This window comes from Litoribacter ruber, assembly GCF_018449405.1.
Classification (GTDB): domain Bacteria; phylum Bacteroidota; class Bacteroidia; order Cytophagales; family Cyclobacteriaceae; genus Litoribacter; species Litoribacter ruber.
In genome coordinates this window covers 1-17,316 of the sequence record NZ_JAHCMY010000016.1, presented here as the reverse complement: position 1 = coordinate 17,316, position 17,316 = coordinate 1, and the positions used below count along the sequence as shown (strand labels likewise).

10 protein-coding genes are annotated in these 17,316 nt (G+C 40.3%); 7 read left to right on the top strand and 3 right to left on the bottom strand.

Annotation, left to right across the window (positions count from 1 at the left end; all coding sequences use genetic code 11):
* The first annotated feature begins 5 nt into the window (after positions 1–5).
* From KI659_RS16595 to KI659_RS16565, 7 genes are all read left to right on the top strand, one after another.
* A complete protein-coding gene (locus tag KI659_RS16595; protein ID WP_213946498.1) occupies positions 6–1,526 on the top strand; it encodes a RagB/SusD family nutrient uptake outer membrane protein in 1,521 nt (506 codons plus the stop codon).
* Positions 1,526–2,743 carry a SusE domain-containing protein gene (locus KI659_RS16590; protein ID WP_213946497.1) on the top strand — a complete coding sequence of 406 codons (1,218 nt, stop codon included), beginning with the start codon at positions 1,526–1,528 and terminating at the stop codon, positions 2,741–2,743. Before KI659_RS16595 ends, KI659_RS16590 begins: the two co-directional genes overlap by 1 nt.
* A 51-nt stretch (positions 2,744–2,794) precedes the next feature.
* Positions 2,795–3,988, top strand: coding sequence for a glycoside hydrolase family 76 protein (locus KI659_RS16585; protein WP_213946496.1), 1,194 nt, complete (start codon positions 2,795–2,797; stop codon positions 3,986–3,988).
* A gap of 144 nt (positions 3,989–4,132) precedes the next feature.
* A complete protein-coding gene (locus tag KI659_RS16580) occupies positions 4,133–5,944 on the top strand; it encodes a class I mannose-6-phosphate isomerase (RefSeq protein ID WP_213946495.1) in 1,812 nt (603 codons plus the stop codon).
* A 25-nt stretch (positions 5,945–5,969) separates the two neighbouring features.
* Complete coding sequence (locus tag KI659_RS16575) at positions 5,970–7,379, top strand: sugar porter family MFS transporter (protein WP_213946494.1); 1,410 nt, start codon at positions 5,970–5,972, stop codon at positions 7,377–7,379.
* 35 nt (positions 7,380–7,414) lie between these two features.
* Positions 7,415–9,802 (top strand): GH92 family glycosyl hydrolase, encoded by a 2,388-nt coding sequence (locus KI659_RS16570; RefSeq protein WP_213946493.1) that lies wholly within the window; start codon positions 7,415–7,417, stop codon positions 9,800–9,802.
* A 140-nt stretch (positions 9,803–9,942) separates the two neighbouring features.
* Positions 9,943–12,135, top strand: a complete 2,193-nt coding sequence (locus tag KI659_RS16565; RefSeq protein WP_246535450.1) for a GH92 family glycosyl hydrolase — start codon at positions 9,943–9,945, stop codon at positions 12,133–12,135.
* Positions 12,136–12,263: 128 nt separating this feature from the next.
* Here the strand turns inward: KI659_RS16565 and KI659_RS16560 are convergent, their stop codons facing one another.
* The 3 genes from KI659_RS16560 to KI659_RS16550 all read right to left on the bottom strand — a co-directional run.
* A complete protein-coding gene (locus KI659_RS16560) occupies positions 12,264–12,992 on the bottom strand; it encodes a GntR family transcriptional regulator (protein WP_213946492.1) in 729 nt (242 codons plus the stop codon).
* A 185-nt stretch (positions 12,993–13,177) separates the two neighbouring features.
* Positions 13,178–14,143: a PorP/SprF family type IX secretion system membrane protein gene (locus KI659_RS16555; RefSeq protein ID WP_213946491.1), complete on the bottom strand. Its 966-nt coding sequence runs from the start codon at positions 14,141–14,143 to the stop codon at positions 13,178–13,180.
* Positions 14,144–14,187: 44 nt separating this feature from the next.
* Positions 14,188–17,316 (bottom strand): MBG domain-containing protein (locus KI659_RS16550; RefSeq protein ID WP_213946490.1); only part of this gene is annotated, 3,129 nt, incomplete at its 5' end.

Genomic DNA, 17,316 nt, shown 5'->3' with positions numbered 1-17,316 from the left:
GATGCATGACTGAACTGGATCTTGCTCCATTAGATGCGACAAGTGAACTTACATATTGGGAAACAGAAGAGGATGCCAGAATCTTTCTGAACTCTATGTATGCTGACCTTATGAGTGCAGATTCTTATTTATTTTTAAATTCTGCCAGCGATGATGCTTATTCTAGAGCAAGAGAGGATTACAGAAATATTGGTAATGGTAATTATGATTCTTCGAATGGATTAATTGCAGGAACCTGGGCTTCCAGGTTTGAGGGATTGAGAAGAGCAAATATTTTTCTCAATAATATTCATAAAGTGGAATCTATGGATGATGGCCTTAAGGAAACATATATTGGGCAGGCCAGATTTATTAGAGCTTGGCACTATTTCTATTTAAGGGAATTCTTTGGAGATGTTCCGCTTGTTACTGAGGAAATAAGTATAGATGAGTCGCTTGTTTTGACAAGGACAGATCAATCCACTATTTTGGCTTTTATATATGATGAATTGGACTTAGCTATAAATGTACTGCAGAATAATATATCGCCAGAACAGCAGGGGAGAATTAGTCAAAATGCAGCCATTGCTTTTAAGTCACGTATTCATTTATACAATCAAGAATATGAGGAAGCAGCAATGCTGGCCAGTCAGTTAATTGGAGAATATCAATTATTTCCTTCTTACGAGGGATTATTTAAGCCTGATAATCAAGATAACACAGAATCATTGTTAAGTCTTCAATTTGTACCAACAGATAGAGAGCATAATATTCAATATTCACTAATTCCTCCTAGTTTATCTGGATATTCGAATTTTGCACCCCTACAGGAGTTAGTGGATAGTTATACGATGATTAATGGGATGTCGATTCAAGACCCTTCCTCAGATTATAATGAAAACGATCCATTTAATAACCGTGATCCTCGATTAGCAGCTTCTATCATATATGATAATTACGAGCTGATAGATTTTAACGGTAATCCTGTCACCATTCGAACAGCTCCTGGCTTTGCTCCGGATGGATTGAATTATTCCTCTAATTCAACACCTTCTGGATATTATGTTTCAAAATTCTTTGACCGTGGTGCTAGAAACAACACCAATTCAGGATTGAATCTTATGGTAATTCGCTATGCAGAAGTATTGCTGAATTACGCTGAAGCAAAAATTGAGTTGGGTACCTTCAATGAACAAGATTGGGTTATCAGTATAGGAGCCATAAGGGAACGTGCAGGGTTAAATGGTGCAGCGATTCAGTATCCTGGTAATAATCAAGAAATACTAAGGAGTATAGTGCGAAATGAAAGACGAATAGAATTAGCATTTGAAGCAGGTCACAGGTTTTTTGATATCCGAAGATGGAGAATTGCAGAAGAGGTTCTGGACGGATGGGCCCATGGGATGAAAACCAATAATTCAACCCAAAGTGATGGTTATGAGCGGGTGGATTTGAGATCATTCAATACCGGAAGACATTATCTATGGCCCGTTCCATTAAGAGAAATAGAATTAAATAACAACCTAACACAAAATCCTAATTGGTAATGAAGGCATCTATTAATTTACTGTTGATTTTGGTCATTTCCGCTTTAGCTATTTGGTCATGTTCTGAAGATGAACAACGCTTAAATATTGAGATTGTAAGCATGGGAACTTTGGAGAGTCCGGCAATTGATGAACATATAAATATTGACCCTGAAAATGGGGAGGCTATTTCTTTTAACTGGAGAGCCGCACAAGCGGGCGATGGAGGGTTAGTGCTATATAATGTTTTATTTGATAAAGAAGGGGGAGATTTTAATCATCCTGTCGCAAGCTTTCCTTCTGCCGATCATGGAGCTTCACTAACTTTTTCTTTAACCCACTCAACCTTAAATTCCATTGCAGCGAATGCGGGTATTGAACAAATGACCACAGGTAATATTATATGGACTGTGCAGGCTTCGAGTGGATATAATAAAGAAATATTTCCTGAAAAGCATTTATTGACCTTGTCAAGACCAGAGGGAATAGCAAATATACCAGCACAGCTATTTATCTATGGAGGTGCCACTGAAGGTGAAGGGATTCAGGATGCTGTGGCATTAAAGAAAATCCTCCATCACATGCCAAATGACGAAGTCGAGGATAATACCTTTGAAACCATCACCCAACTCCGACCAGGAGATTTTAATATTGTTAATGATAAGGATTCAGGGCAAAATTACTATATAAATGAAGGAGGCAATATTAGAGAAGGCGATGAGCCCTCAACTTTTGAAGGTGAAGAAGGGGTATATAGGCTTAGAATCAATTTCTCTAATTCCAGGGTGGCGTTTGAAAAAATCTCTAACCTCGAGCTTATCATATTGGCAAATGGAGCCTCAAAAGCTGAATTGGAATATGTAGGAAACCATGTTTTTGAAGGAACGGGGTATTTCGATTTTTTGACTCCCGGGGCTCCAGAGGCACCTGATTGGTTGGGATGGGAAGAAGAGAGGTATAAATTCAGATTTCAACTTGGCGAAGAAGAAGATTTTCTGGGAAGCAATATGAATGATGACATGAATGCTTCATTAATTGCTAACCTAGGAGCATACAATGATAGACCAAATGGTGACGAACCCCCATATTATTATCAGGTCTATTTCTTAGGCACAGAGGCTTCTCAGTGGCAGGGTGCATGGAAATTTTCCAACCAATTTAATGGTACACCATTTAAAGTACGAGTGGTTTTTGACCCTTTAGAGGATGATTATTTCCATGAAATGGAGTTAGAATAATCAGAAATTGAGTTTCCTTAATTGTGGTTTATTAAAAATTAAATCTTTAGTATGATTAAAGTCACAAATTATATAATATTAATTTTGCTTGCAGGCCTTGTTGCTTGCAATAGGGATTCATTGGATGATCAATTGATCAAAACTGATGAAACGGATACTTCTGAAGGTGAGAGGTTAAGCTTTAAAGATAAAGCCAAAGCCACCTATGATATGATTCAAACACATTATAATGAAGGGGATCTATACAGAGAAAATTATCCTGTACAATCAGGGGACAACAGGTATAGCTACCTGTGGCCTTATGTAGGAATGTTAACTGCTGGGAATATCTTATACGAGTTGGGTTATGACCAGTCCATTCTTGAAAAAGAATTTATAGGCCTAGAGGCATACTATGATGCCCGAGAAAAACTTCCTACATATCAAGCTTATCCAGTTTCGGAAAATACTACTGACCATTACTATGATGATAGTGCCATAGTGGCTATGGAGTTGATCACCGCTTACAGACTTACAGGCAATTCCTTTTACTTAGAACGAGCCATAGAAATTAATGAGTTTATCATGTCGGGCGAAGATTCCCGTCTTGGTGGAGGGCTTTATTGGTTTGAAGGGGAGTCTCAAGGTTGTCAATCTGGAGAATTCTGTATTAAAGCGGCTAATACCACTGCTTATGCATCATTTGTGGCGAGTGAGCTTTATCTTGAAACCCAAGAGACTCATTATCTTGAGTTTGCAAAGAAGACTTATGAATGGAATTATAATACTTTGAGAGATCCATCTGATAATTTGTATTTCAATGAAATTCATATTACCACAAGGCAAATAAACACCACCAAATGGACCTATAATGCTGCGATGATGATCATGGCTGGATTGAACCTTTACAGGATCACTCATGAGGAAGCTTACCTTGACCATTGCAAAGTCACTGCCCAAAGTTCTTTCTCTAGATTCACCCGCGTAGCGAATGATCAATTGTTTTACCCGCCCCATGATTCCTGGTTTAATGTGGAGTTAATGACTTCTTTTACAGAACTAGCCGAGTTTGACTCTAATGCAAAAGAATACGTCCGGGTTTTCATAAGAAACCTTGAATACGCATGGGATCATGCAAGAAATGAAAACGGGCAGTTTTATGAAGATTGGTCAGGGAATAATCCTGGCAGGTATTATTGGCTATTGCATCAAGCTGCCTTGATTGAAGGTTATGGAAGGGCCGCAATATTTGAACAAAATCAATAAACTCGCTCTAAATCTTAACAGGTTTTCGTCACTTAAATCTGCTTATAGATAAGCAAATGAAGGAAATAGTATAGTTACAGACTTACGATTTCAAATGTACAGACATAAGGACATGTCAATTGTTTAATTTTAATAATATTCTTAATGACATCATTAATTCAAACTGAGCAAAGAAATCATTTACAAAAGTTCCGGACCTCTTTGGAAGAAGTATTGCCCCTGCAAAAGGAATCGACTGTTTTACAGGGTTATGATATTTATCCTACCTATCAAATACCTCACGGACAAATTCATGTAGGTTTTTCAGGATTAGCAGAGTGGATTGCAGAAAAAAACTCGAATGTTATCCTTGAGGGGTATGTGGGGGTCAACTGGCAAAATTTCATCAGCAGTTTGGATGAAGTTTTTCAAAAATTGGAAATCGAGGTGTGCTGGAAAAACATTAACGATGCAATAAAGCCAGAGGAAGAGATTGAAAGATTGATCGAGCCTTTCATCGGTAAGGGTGATCCAGTTTTTGGAAAAATTTTTGAGGGAGAAATCAAAGATTTTTATGAAGAAGAAAAGATTAAGCAGATTAAGCCCCACAAAAATAAGATTACCATTTTATATGGTTGCGGATCGGCTTTAGCTAAATGGGACGTACCGGTAATTTACGTTGAGGTTCCTAAAAATGAAATTCAATTCCGTTCCCGCTCCAAAACAATTTGCAATTTGGGTGCGACATCCCCTATTCCTTCCCAAGAGCAGTATAAACGGTTCTTTTTCATTGACTGGCAAGTCCTGAACCGACATAAAAAAGCCCTCTTGCCAAAGATTGATGTTTTAGTTGATGAACAAAGAATGTTTGACATTACCTGGATGACCGGCAATGATTTTAGAAAATCCTTAAAGGAGATGGGCCGCAATACCTTTAGGGTTAGGCCATGGTTTTCACCAGGGGTCTGGGGCGGTGATTGGATGATGAACAGAATCCAAGGTTTAAATCAGGATGAAGTTAACTATGCTTGGTCATTTGAAATGATCGTACCTGAAAATGGAATCGTTTTGGAGAGTAGCCAATACCTTTTAGAGTTTTCTTTTGACTTTTTGATGTTTGCCTCCAATGAGGCTATCCTGGGAAGTGCTGCAGGTAAATTTGGAGATGAATTTCCTATTCGATTTGACTTCTTGGACACTTTTAATGGAGGGAATTTATCAATTCAATGTCATCCTACCAATACCTATATTAAAAAGCATTTCGGAGAAAATTTCACCCAGGATGAGACCTATTATATACTGGATGCTGATAAAGATGCCATTGTATATTTAGGTTTTCAGGAGGATATAGATAAAGACAAATTCAAGGCAGTCTTGGAAGAAAGCTTCCGAACCAACAAAGTTGTGGAGGTAGAAAAATTTGTACAGACTTTTCCTGCCAAAAAGCATGATTTGTTTTTGATTCCAAACGGTACAGTACATTGTTCGGGAATTAATAACCTGGTGCTTGAAATAAGTGCTACACCTTACATTTATACTTTTAAAATGTATGACTGGTTGAGATTAGATCTTAACAATAAGCCTAGACCTTTGAATATTGAAAGGGCTTTTGAGAACCTTAATTTTGATAGAAAAGGAGAAAAAGTTAAGCAGGAGCTTATTTCAGAACAGGTTGAAATTAGCAGGGGAGAAGACTGGAAGTTGATAGCCCTTTCTACCCATCAGGAGCATTTTTATGCCGTTCATCGTTATGAATTTTCATCATCTGTTAATGTTCAAACCGAAAATCAATGCCACATTCTAAGTCTGGTAGAGGGGACTTCTATACTCGTGACTTGTGGTAATAGGAAACAAGTAGTTCGGTACGCAGAGACATTTGCCATACCGGCAGCTGCCGGGAATTATACTTTAGAAAATATGGGCGAGGAGCCGGTAAAAGTGCTAAAAGTTTTTGTGAAAGAGGATCTTTATGTTTAATTCTAAAATCTTTTAATTAAATATAATGCAGAAGACGCAGTCAGTTGTATCTATCACGGTGGTTGTAACGTTGGGAGGGCTCCTATTTGGGTTTGACATGGCCGTAATATCAGGAGTCCTACCTTTTGTTCAAGAGCAATTCTCTTTGACAGCTGCCGAGGAAGGCTGGTTTGTTTCCTCAGCTTTGGTAGGGTGTATCTTGGGAGTAATTCTATCAGGGGAAGGAAGTGATCGTTGGGGCAGGAAAAAATTGCTGATGGCTGCCGCATTCCTATTCTTAATTTCTGCAATAGGTTCAGCATTGTCAGAAAGCTTTTTTCTTCTAATCCTGTCTAGGTTGATAGGAGGAGTAGGTGTAGGGATTGCTTCAAGTGTTTCTCCATTATACATTTCCGAAATTGCACCTGCTCATATTCGGGGCAAGCTGGTGACTTTTTATCAGCTTGCCATTACTGTTGGAATATTAGTGGCTTACCTTACCAATTCGGCTATATTGAATTTTTCTGTGGGCAATTCGGGAGAATTCCAAGGGGATTTTATAAACTACTTCTTTGTAGATGAATTATGGAGGAGCATGATGGGATTGGGAGTAATACCCTCATTGATCTATTTAATCGGTTTATTGTATGTTCCCGAAAGTCCCCGTTGGCTTATTTTGAATAACCGCATTGAGGAAGGCGAGGAGATATTAAGCCGGTTAGGAGGGAAAGAAAATGCAAGACGGGCTGTTGAGGGTATTGTTAGGAGCCTGAACCAAGAAAAAGGTTCATATAGGGAGCTTTTTGCCCCAGGGCTGCGAATTGCTTTATTGATCGGACTTTTGCTACCGCTTTTCTCCCAATTCAGTGGAATAAATGCAGTAATCTATTTTGGCCCCCGTATCCTAAGCGATGCGGGCATAGATATGAGCAACGCGTTTTTAGGGCAGATCTTTTTTGGTGTCGCAAATTTGGTATTTACCCTCTTTGCCATCTGGAAAGTTGACAAACTGGGGCGCAGGCCTCTTTACTTAATCGGTTCTTTGGGAGCAAGCATGAGTTTGGCCTTAATTGGTCTTTGTTTTTATTTAAAAGCCGCCGAAAGTATTTTTTTATTGGTCAGCATTATTTTATTTATTGCCTGCTTTGCTTTTTCCATAGGTCCGCTGAAGTTTGTGATTGCTTCGGAAATTTTCCCCAATAAGATAAGAGGACGAGCTATTGCCTTAAGCATTATGGTGATGTGGATAGCCGATGCCATTATTGGACAGCTAACTCCCTTGCTACTGGCTTTTGCCGGTCCTGCCTACACTTTCTGGATCTTTGCATCTTTTTGTTTGATGGCTTTCATTGTTGTATTCAAATTGGTACCGGAGACCAAAGGAAAGTCTCTTGAGGAAATTCAGCAAATGTGGTCTTCAAAAGAAAAAGAAAAAAAGAAAGCGTTAGTACTGTAATAAATCTCGATAAGACAATAATAGAAAATGTTACTATGATTAAAATACATGATAAAAAGTTGTTTCAGGTATGTATGTTGGGACTTGTTCTTACTTGTGCTTGCAGTCAGCAGGAACAGTTGGGAGAGCGAGAGTTTGAAGATGTTTTAAAGTATGTTGATCCTGATATCGGGACGGCCCACAGTAGATGGTTTTTTTATACTCCTGCGGCAGTCCCCCATGGAATGGCAAAGTTAGCACCTTCTACCAATGCACATTACGGTAATCCTTCCGGTTGGGAAGCTGTTGGATATGATACTCGTCATAATTCCATCGAGGGTTTTGTACACTTTCACGAATGGCAAATTGGGGGAATTAATTTGATGCCTGCTACAGGGCCTTTGAAAGTAAAACCAGGTAAACTTGAGGATCCTGATGAAGGTTACCGATCGCGGTTTGATAGAAATAATCAAGTTGCCGAACCGGGATACTACAAGGTATTTCTGGATGACTACGGGGTAATGGCTGAACTTACTGCAACTGAAAGGGTGGGTCTTCACAGATACACCTTTCCCCAAAGCAAAGAGTCTAGGATTATTTTCGATGTGGGAAATGTGCAAGGTGAAAGTGGTCAGGTCAAGGATGCATCTATCGCAATGGTCAACGATACCCAGTTTGAAGGGTTTGTAACCACCTATCCAAAATATGTTGAGCTTTTCCAGCCTGAGGGGGAGGTTTCGATGTACATATGGGGCGAGGTCAATAAGAATCCGGAAAGAATCGGTTCCTTTAATTCTGCGAATATCTATAGGGATTCGGTCCGGGCTGAAGGTAAAGGAGCTGGATTATTCTTAGAATATGAAACTTCGGATCAGGAAATGATCGAGGTGAAAGTGGGCATGTCATACACCTCCATTGAAAATGCTAAAAGAAATTTTGAGACTGAAGCAGACGGGCTTTCTTTTGATGCTGCTAAAGCAAATGCGCAACAAGTTTGGCAAGAGGAATTAAGCAAAGTTTACGTCGAAAGTTCTGATGAGCGTAACAAGGTGAAATTTTATACCGGGTTATTCCATGCTTTACTCGGAAGAGGAGTCGCTAATGACTCCAATGGCGCTTTTCCACAAAATGACGGTTCAATTGGGCATATATCCACAGGTGCTGATGGAAAGGTTGAGTACAATCATTATAACACTGACGCTATCTGGGGTGCCTTCTGGAATCTTACTCAGCTATGGGCCCTTTCTTATCCTGAGCGGTACAATGATTATGTTCAAACTCAATTAGCCGTTTTTGAAAATTCAGGCTGGTTGGGTGATGGAATTGCGGCAAGTAAATTTGTTTCGGGTGTGGGTACAAATTTCACAGGACTGGCTATTGCAGCTGCCTACAACAGTGGGATTAGAGATTATGAGGTAGATCTTGCCTATAGCGCAGTGAAAGGTAATGAGCTGGGATGGGAAAAGAGAAATCCCGGTTCGGGGAAAATGGACATTAAATCCTTTTTGGAATTAGGATTTGTACCGTATGTTGATGGCTTTAGAACAGATTCGATTGGGTCTTCATTTTCTGCTTCCCATACATTAGAATACAGTTTTAGTGCATATGCTGCAGCACAGATGGCTAAATTGTTGGGTAAGCAGGAGGATTATGAGCTTTTCATGGAAAATTCAAGGCTTTGGAAAAACCTCTTTGACTCTACGGAAAACCTGATCAGGCCAAAATTGGAAGATAATACTTTTATTGATCCATTTGATCCTTATGAGCCTTGGAGAGGTTTTCAGGAGGGGAATGCCATGCAGTACACTTTCTATGTTCCCCATGATCCGGAAGGTTTGATTAATAAAATTGGTAAGGAAAAATTTAATGACAGGCTTGAAAACATTTTTCAAGTTGCCCAAAAGAATGGTTTTGGAGGAGGAGAGGAAATAGATGCTTTTGCCGGTATCAGAAATATTTACAACCATGGCAACCAACCTAGTCTTCATATCAGTTGGTTATTTAATTTTTCCGGCAAGCCTTGGCTTACACAAAAATGGACCAGGGCAATATGCGATGAATTTTATGGTACAGAAGGTATCCACGGGTATGGGTATGGTCAGGATGAGGACCAAGGGCAGTTGGGAGCTTGGTATGTAATGACTTCTTTAGGGCTTTTTGATGTTAAAGGGTTAACGGATGCCAGGCCTATAATCCAGTTTGGAAGTCCTCTCTTCGATAAAGCTACAATTCAGTTAGGAAATGATAGAGATTTGGTTTTAGAAACGGTCAACAATTCTGCTGATAATGTCTATATACAATCCGTGGAATTCAACGGAAAGGTCTTGGATAATTGCTGGCTTTACAGAGACGAACTTATGGCAGGAGGGAAGTTAATATTCACTATGTCTAATGAGCCAAATGAGCAGTGGGGAATAAATAATCCTCCCCCTACTTTTAATTAGAAAGTTACAAAACCTTTTCAAAGCATTCATTTGAAAAAAGCAAAAGGGGACCCAGGGATAAAGTTGTATACCGGTAATACTTCTCTTGTCTGAAGTTACCAATTCAGCCTGTCCTTATATTAAATTTTAGTTAGTTGTTAATGAACTTGAACATGGATATTATCAGGAGTATAGTCGTTTTGCTGACACTTGCGTTAGCTGTTTCTTGTAGTCAGGATATAGGCACTAATGATCCGCAAGCTAAAACTGACCTCATAAAATACGTAAACCCATTGATTGGTACTGCCCCGCTTACCGATCCGGAGTTTATAGGCTATACTCCCCCTCCAGGTTGGCGGGTATGGGCGGGGTTAACCTACCCTGGTACATCATTACCCAATGCAATGGTTCAATTGAGCCCAATTACAGAATATGGTTCAGGGTCCGGCTACCAATATGAAGATACGGTGATTTATGGTTTTACCCATACCAACAAAGGTCATTGGAATTTGTGTAACATTCCGGTGTTGCCTATATCAGGAGAAACTCCTGGGGATGGTGCATATGGTTCTCGGTATTCTCATCAGACAGAAACTGCCCAAGCGGGATTTTACGAGGTGTTTTTGGAAGATTATAAGGTGAGGGCCAGTCTTACTTCCACTTTAAGAAGCGGCTATCATCAATACCGGTATGAGGAACCGACCGGGAGAAAAATCCTTTTTGACCTAGCAAAAGCAAACAATGAAGTGTCCGATTGGAAGATAGAAAAAGCTGCTGACAATGCTGTTCAGGGTTTTCAAAGAAACGGGGATCAAATTATCCATTTTTACGCTCTTCTAAATGAAGATATCCGGGAACTTGACGTGAAGCAAGAGGGGGATAAAAACGGATCTGCTATTCTCCATTTACAAAATGGAGATAATGATTTGGTAGAAATGAAAATAGGTTTGTCTTTTGTAAGTTCAAAAAATGCTAAACTGAATCTAGAGGAGGAAATCGGTCATAAAACTTTTGATGAAATAAGAGCAGAAGCCGGTCAGATATGGGAAAACCTCCTGTCTAAAATCCAGGTAGAGGGTGGTTCTGAAAAACAAAAAGAGATGTTTTATTCCTCTTTGTACAGGAGTTTTCTTTGGCCTGCTTTGCGCAGTGATATAAATGGAGACTTTAGTGATATAAACGGAGAGGTAGCTAATAAAGGGTTTAATTACTATACCAGACCATCATTTTGGGATACCTATAGAAACAAACTTGTTCTTCTAAGTATAATTTCACCGGAAGTAACAGGCGATATTATAAAATCCTTACAGGATATGGGAGAAAAGACGGGCTTTATTCCGACATTTTTTCATGGAGATCACGCAGCTCCTTTTATCGCAGGTGCCTATAAAAGAGGAATTAGGGATTATGATGTTCAGAAAGTATATCAATTATTGCTTCGAAATGCAAATGAGGAAGGTGGCATAAGGCCACATATAGAAGAGTATATTCAAAATGGTTATATCTCGACACCGGAAATTGAAAATCCCCATGTTGAAACAAAGGCTAAGGCAGGAGTGTCCAAAACATTGGAATATGCATACGATGATTATTCCCTCGCTCAGCTTGCGAAGGACCTAAATGACACTTCCAATTACCAGGTGTTGATGCAAAGGTCAAAAAACTATAAAAATGTATTTGACACTTCCACTAATTTCATGAGAGGAAGGCTAAAAAATGGGGAATGGGTGAAAAATTTTGATCCTCAATATCCTTATTATGAATATATGTTCCGGGAGGCAAATGCCTGGCAGCTATCTTTTTTTGCCCCCCATGATATGCAAGGCTTAATTGCTCTATATGGAGGTGAAAGTGATTTTGAAGCTAAGCTGGATTCCTTATTTACCGTACCATGGAATCCTGACCATATTGCTCGTAATGTGTCCAGCTTTATCGGCCAATATTGTGTAGGAAACCAACCGGATCATGAGGCTCCTTTTTCCTATCATTTTATTGGGAAACCTGAAAAGTCCCAAGAGGTAATAGATAATGTACTCAACAACTTTTATGGCGTGGGCGAACATGGCTTGGCATTGCCGGGAATGGATGATGCAGGTGAAATGTCTGCCTGGTATGTGTTTGGTGCACTGGGATTATATCCTTTTTCTCCTGCAGATGATGAATATATCGTCACAGTTCCGCTTTTCGACCAGGTCCGCTGGAAAGTAGACAATGGCAATGAGTTGATTATAAATAAACCCAAAGAAAGTAGAAACATGGTTTTAATTGAGGTGAACCAGGAAGAGAATCAGGGATACTTTATTTCACATGATCTTTTCAGGAACGGTGGTGAGATAAATATAATGACAGATTGAATGCTAAAAAAGCTGTAATTTTTTTCTTTGGGACCTTGCAATTGCTAGTCGCCTCTACATCAATATCCGGTCTGCCACCCAACATCCACGGGTGTTGTGGTGGCAGATTCCCAGAATCATTTAAACTTTTAAATTCGCCTGCTTTCCACTGTATAAATAAAACTATCAGCTTTGTAATAACCTATGTTATATTCTATTGGACGTTCTCCTTGGTCATAAACAAACCGTCTTCTTAATAAAATTGGATCTCCTTGTTGGATTTCCAGTTTCTCTGCAAGAGAATGATCTGCATTGATTGCTGTGATTTCCTCTTTGGACAAATAGGCACTGATGGAATAGTCTTGTTCTATAATTTCATAAAGAGGCCTGTTGTAATCCTCATTTCCAGTTAAGCCAATACGAGGATGAAAATAAGAAATAAAAAATACAAATGGGCCGTCTTTGTTTCCCCTTATCCGCTCCAGTTTAAGGATTTTTTTATCACCTTTAATCTCCAAAAAATTGGCTACTTTTTTATCAGGCAATTGCCAGCTTATTGCAAAATGATAGTTTTTGACCGGCATCCCCCGGGCATTCATTTCTTGCGAAAAGCTCAGCCAATTTTGCGATTTAGTACTTACAGGAGTGGATACTTTAGTACCAATCCCTTTCTTTCTAATTAATAGACCTTCCTGAACCAATTGATTTATAGCTTGACGTAAGGTTGCTCTTGAAATAGCAAATTGCTTGGCAAGCTCAACTTCATTTGGCAATAGTTTTCCCTCTTTGTATTCAGGCTGTTCTACCAAGTTTCGTAGCAAGCCCTCAACTTGGATATACAAGGGTGTTGAACTATTTCTATCAAGATAAAAATTCATGGCAAGTTCATTTTTTTACGTTAAAAGATTAAGATTTTTCTACTCAAATTCTTTGCATGTAAATCTATGAAAATTATCTGACTTGTGACCCTAAAGGAAATTCTAAACAAACTAGTCGAAAGTAAGCTGCATAATAATTAGCATAAAAAAAGACCCCAGCTAATTCGCCGGGGACTTTAAAACAGTTACCAAATCAACACTTCCTTTGAGTGGGTGCGCTGATTGGTTCGGAACAACCTGAAACTCGCCAAAAATTCATGAGTAGTATTGGGCAGTAGATACGATCTATTCATGGGAGTTTCATAGACATAGCCAATACTCATTTTATTGAGCAGAAATCCAAGTTGAAAGTTATTGGCATAATTAACTCGGTGTCCGGCACCAATCCAAAGCTTATCCATAAGCAGGGCCTTGACATTAAACTCCGTGTTATCCGGTAGATCTTCCTGGGAACGGTACATGAAATTGGCAATCACCGCTAAATCAGCTGAAAGAGCCTGTCTATAGCCTGCCTGTAAGATGGATACGGTAGGCTTTCTTTCCATAAACACATCACCTGAGCTTAGCGCACCCTTGTTTACATTGTGGGCTCCATAAGAAAGGTAATAATTGGCATGGGTAATGGCCAAACCGATATTAAAATCCAATACATTCATATTGGCGAAGTTATTATAATATTGACCTGTGGTAGGGTCATTAAGTTGCTCGGTACTCAGCCGGCTGCCGTCCAGCCGGACGGTGTTGTAATTAACCCCAGCCCCCAACCGCAAATTGGTACTAGAGGAAATCCTGATTCGAGATGCATAGCTAGCAATTATTTCAGTTTCCTGAAAAGGCCCATATTGATCATGTAGAACACTTAAGCCTGCCGCATTCTTACCCAACAAAGCAGGGTCGGAGCTTTTTCCCATTTCGGCAAAATCAAATTCTGCCGAAACGAAAACTGTTTTGGGAGCACCTTCAAAACCAGCCCATTGATTTCTCACAAATCCCCTGGCTGTAGAACCTTCATAACCTGTGAGCCCAGGGTTGTAATAGTTTTGGAAATGGCTAAACTGGCTGATATACTTTCTGGACTGTGCAAACCCATTGAAGGGTAGAAGTCCCAATATGCAAATGGCAAGTATGCTATATAAGTAGATTTTTTTCATTTTTTTGGTGGATTAAGGGGAGGATAACCCTCCCCGTTCAATAATTACTTCTTCAAAATAGTCAACATTCCCTTTCTCACTTTATTGAGCTCTTTTATCTCTACCACATAGTAATAGGTACCTGAAGCCAAGTTGATATTATTGAATGTTCCATCCCATCTTTGGTCAGGGTCTTCGGTGTAGAACACCCTCTTGCCGCTTCTTTCGAATACAGAAATGCTTACGCCTGAATAGAACCTCAGATCATTGATGCCCCAGTCATCATTGACCCCGTCGCCATCGGGGGTAAAGGTGTTATAAATGGTAATTTCATCCACCTCCAATCGGCTTCTATTGATTACAAATGACTTCAAGAGTTCATTTCCATCTCGGTCAGTTATTCTAACCTGTATAGTAAATGTGGTTTTTCCGGCCACTCTTTCAGCGCTGCTCCAGTATAGACTGTTATCGATCAACTCAAAGTATCCGTTATCATACACACCTTCCACCAACTCCATGAAATGGATATCATCCAATGGATCAATTACTGTCAGGTGTGCCACATGAATGAAAAACTCCTTTATACTTCCTTTGAAAGTATCGTTGGACATGGTCAGGTCCTCCGGTTTACCTTTAGGCAATACGGTAAAGGATATTGTACTGAATAGATCCTTCGGGTTAATTACACCATCTATAGGCTGTAGGCTACCCGTAACAGTATAAACTCCTCTAGCCAGGTTGTCTGCTTGTGAGAAGTCCCAAGTAACGGGGATTTCCAAAAACCTTCCATCTTGGCTCATCACAACAAGCATTTCCGGCATTTCTGGCAACTGTCCCCATGCAGCTTCCACATCTGCCGGATCCATGATCATCTCGACAGTGACCGCTGAAATATGGAAGACCCCACTTTCAAAACGGATGACGTAATTGTTCCCGGCACTTAAAGAACCTCTTTCTATATTATACTCACCAGGCAATTCACCATTTTCACGAATCAATGTCCCTGTGAATACCTCTTCACCATCATTGGCCATTAAACCTTTTACATTAAATTCGAGGTTCTTATCCTGTTGACCGTAAATTTTCCCTTGGCCTGCCGTAACTTTTATGAAAAGATCCGCGGGAGTAATTTCCAGTTGGGCGTTTTCCAAGTTTATCTTGTAATTCTGGTCCTTGGCCCCGGCAAGGGTGATTTCATAAATTCCAATGCTTGAACCAGAAGTTGCTTTTGTGGTAATCACTGGCGCCGTATCGGTTTGGGTATCCCCATTTACCAAGCCCTCATAAGCAAAGGTCAATTTGGGATTCTCCTCTCCATAAACTTTTGACTTGTCCTCTGCCTTGATGGTCAAAGCAGCTGGGGTAATCTCCAATTTGGCATCTTCCAGGGTAATAGTATAATTCTGGTCTTTAGCCTGGGCCAATACGATGTCATAAAAACCTACATTGGAAACTGCTTTGGCATCCATAGTAATTACCGGAATCGCCTCGGTATTGGTATCCCCATTTACCAAGCCCTCATACACGAAGGTCAGCTTAGGATTTTCCTCACCGTAAACTTTAGACTTGTCTTCTGCCTTGATGGTCAATGCAGCAGGGGTAATCTCCAATTTGGCATCTTCCAAGGTTATAGTATAATTCTGATCATTGGCCTGGGCCAATTTGATATCATAAACACCTACATTGGAACCCACCTTGGCATCCGTAGTAATTACCGGGATCGCTTCCGTTTGGGTATCCCCGTTTACCAAGCCCTCATACACGAAGGTCAGTTTGGGATTTTCATCTCCATAAACTTTTGACTTATCTTCTGCCTTTATGGTCAAAGCCGCAGGGGTAATCTCCAATTTGGCATCTTCCAGGGTTATGGTATAATTCTGGTCTTTAGCCTGGGCCAATACGATGTCATAAATACCTACATTGGAACCTACCTTGGCATCCGTAGTAATTTCCGGAATCGCCTCGGTATGGGTATCCCCGTTTACCAAGCCCTCATAGACGAAGGTCAGTTTAGGATTTTCCTCACCGTAAACTTTAGACTTGTCCTCTGCCTTGATGGTCAAAGCCGCAGGGGTAATCTCCAATTTGGCATCTTCCAGGGTTATGGTATAATTCTGGTCTTTAGCCTGGGCCAATACGATGTCATAAATACCTACATTGGAACCTACCTTGGCATCCGTAGTAATTTCCGGAATCGCCTCGGTATGGGTATCCCCGTTTACCAAGCCCTCATAGACGAAGGTCAGTTTAGGATTTTCCTCACCGTAAACTTTAGACTTGTCCTCTGCCTTGATGGTCAAAGCCGCAGGGGTAATCTCCAATTTGGCATCTTCCAGGGTTATGGTATAATTCTGGTCTTTAGCCTGGGCCAATACGATGTCATAAATACCTACATTGGAACCTACCTTGGCATCCGTAGTAATTTCCGGAATCGCCTCGGTTTGGGTATCCCCATTTACCAATCCCTCATAGACGAAGGTCAGCTTAGGATTTTCCTCACCGTAAACTTTAGACTTGTCCACTGCCTTGATGGTCAAAGCCGCTGGGGTAATCTCCAGCTTGGCATCCTTCAAAGTTATATGGTAATTCTGGTCTTTGGCCTGGGCCAATGTGATATCATTAACACCTACATTGGAACCTGCCTTGGCATCCGTAGTAATTTCCGGAATCGCCTCGGTTTGGGTATCCCCATTTACCAATCCCTCATCGACGAAGGTCAGCTTAGGATTTTCCTCCCCGTAAACTTTAGACTTGTCCTCTGCCTTGATGGTCAAAGCCGCTGGGGTAATCTCCAGCTTGGCATCCTTCAAAGTAATATGGTAATTCTGGTCTTTGGCCTGGGCCAATGTGATATCATAAACACCTACATTGGAACCTACCTTGGCATCTGTAGTAATTTCCGGGATCGCCTCGGTATGGGTATCATCATTTACCAATCCAATATATTCAAAGGTCAGCTCAGGGTTTTCCTCACCGTAAACTTTAGACTTGTCCTCTGCCTTGATGGTCAAAGCCGCTGGGGTAATCTCCAGCTTGGCATCCTTCAAAGTTATATGGTAATTCTGGTCTTTGGCCTGGGCCAATGTGATATCATAAACACCTACATTGGAACCTACCTTGGCATCTGTAGTAATTACCGGGATCGCCTCGGTATGGGTATCATCATTTACCAATCCAATATATTCAAAGGTCAG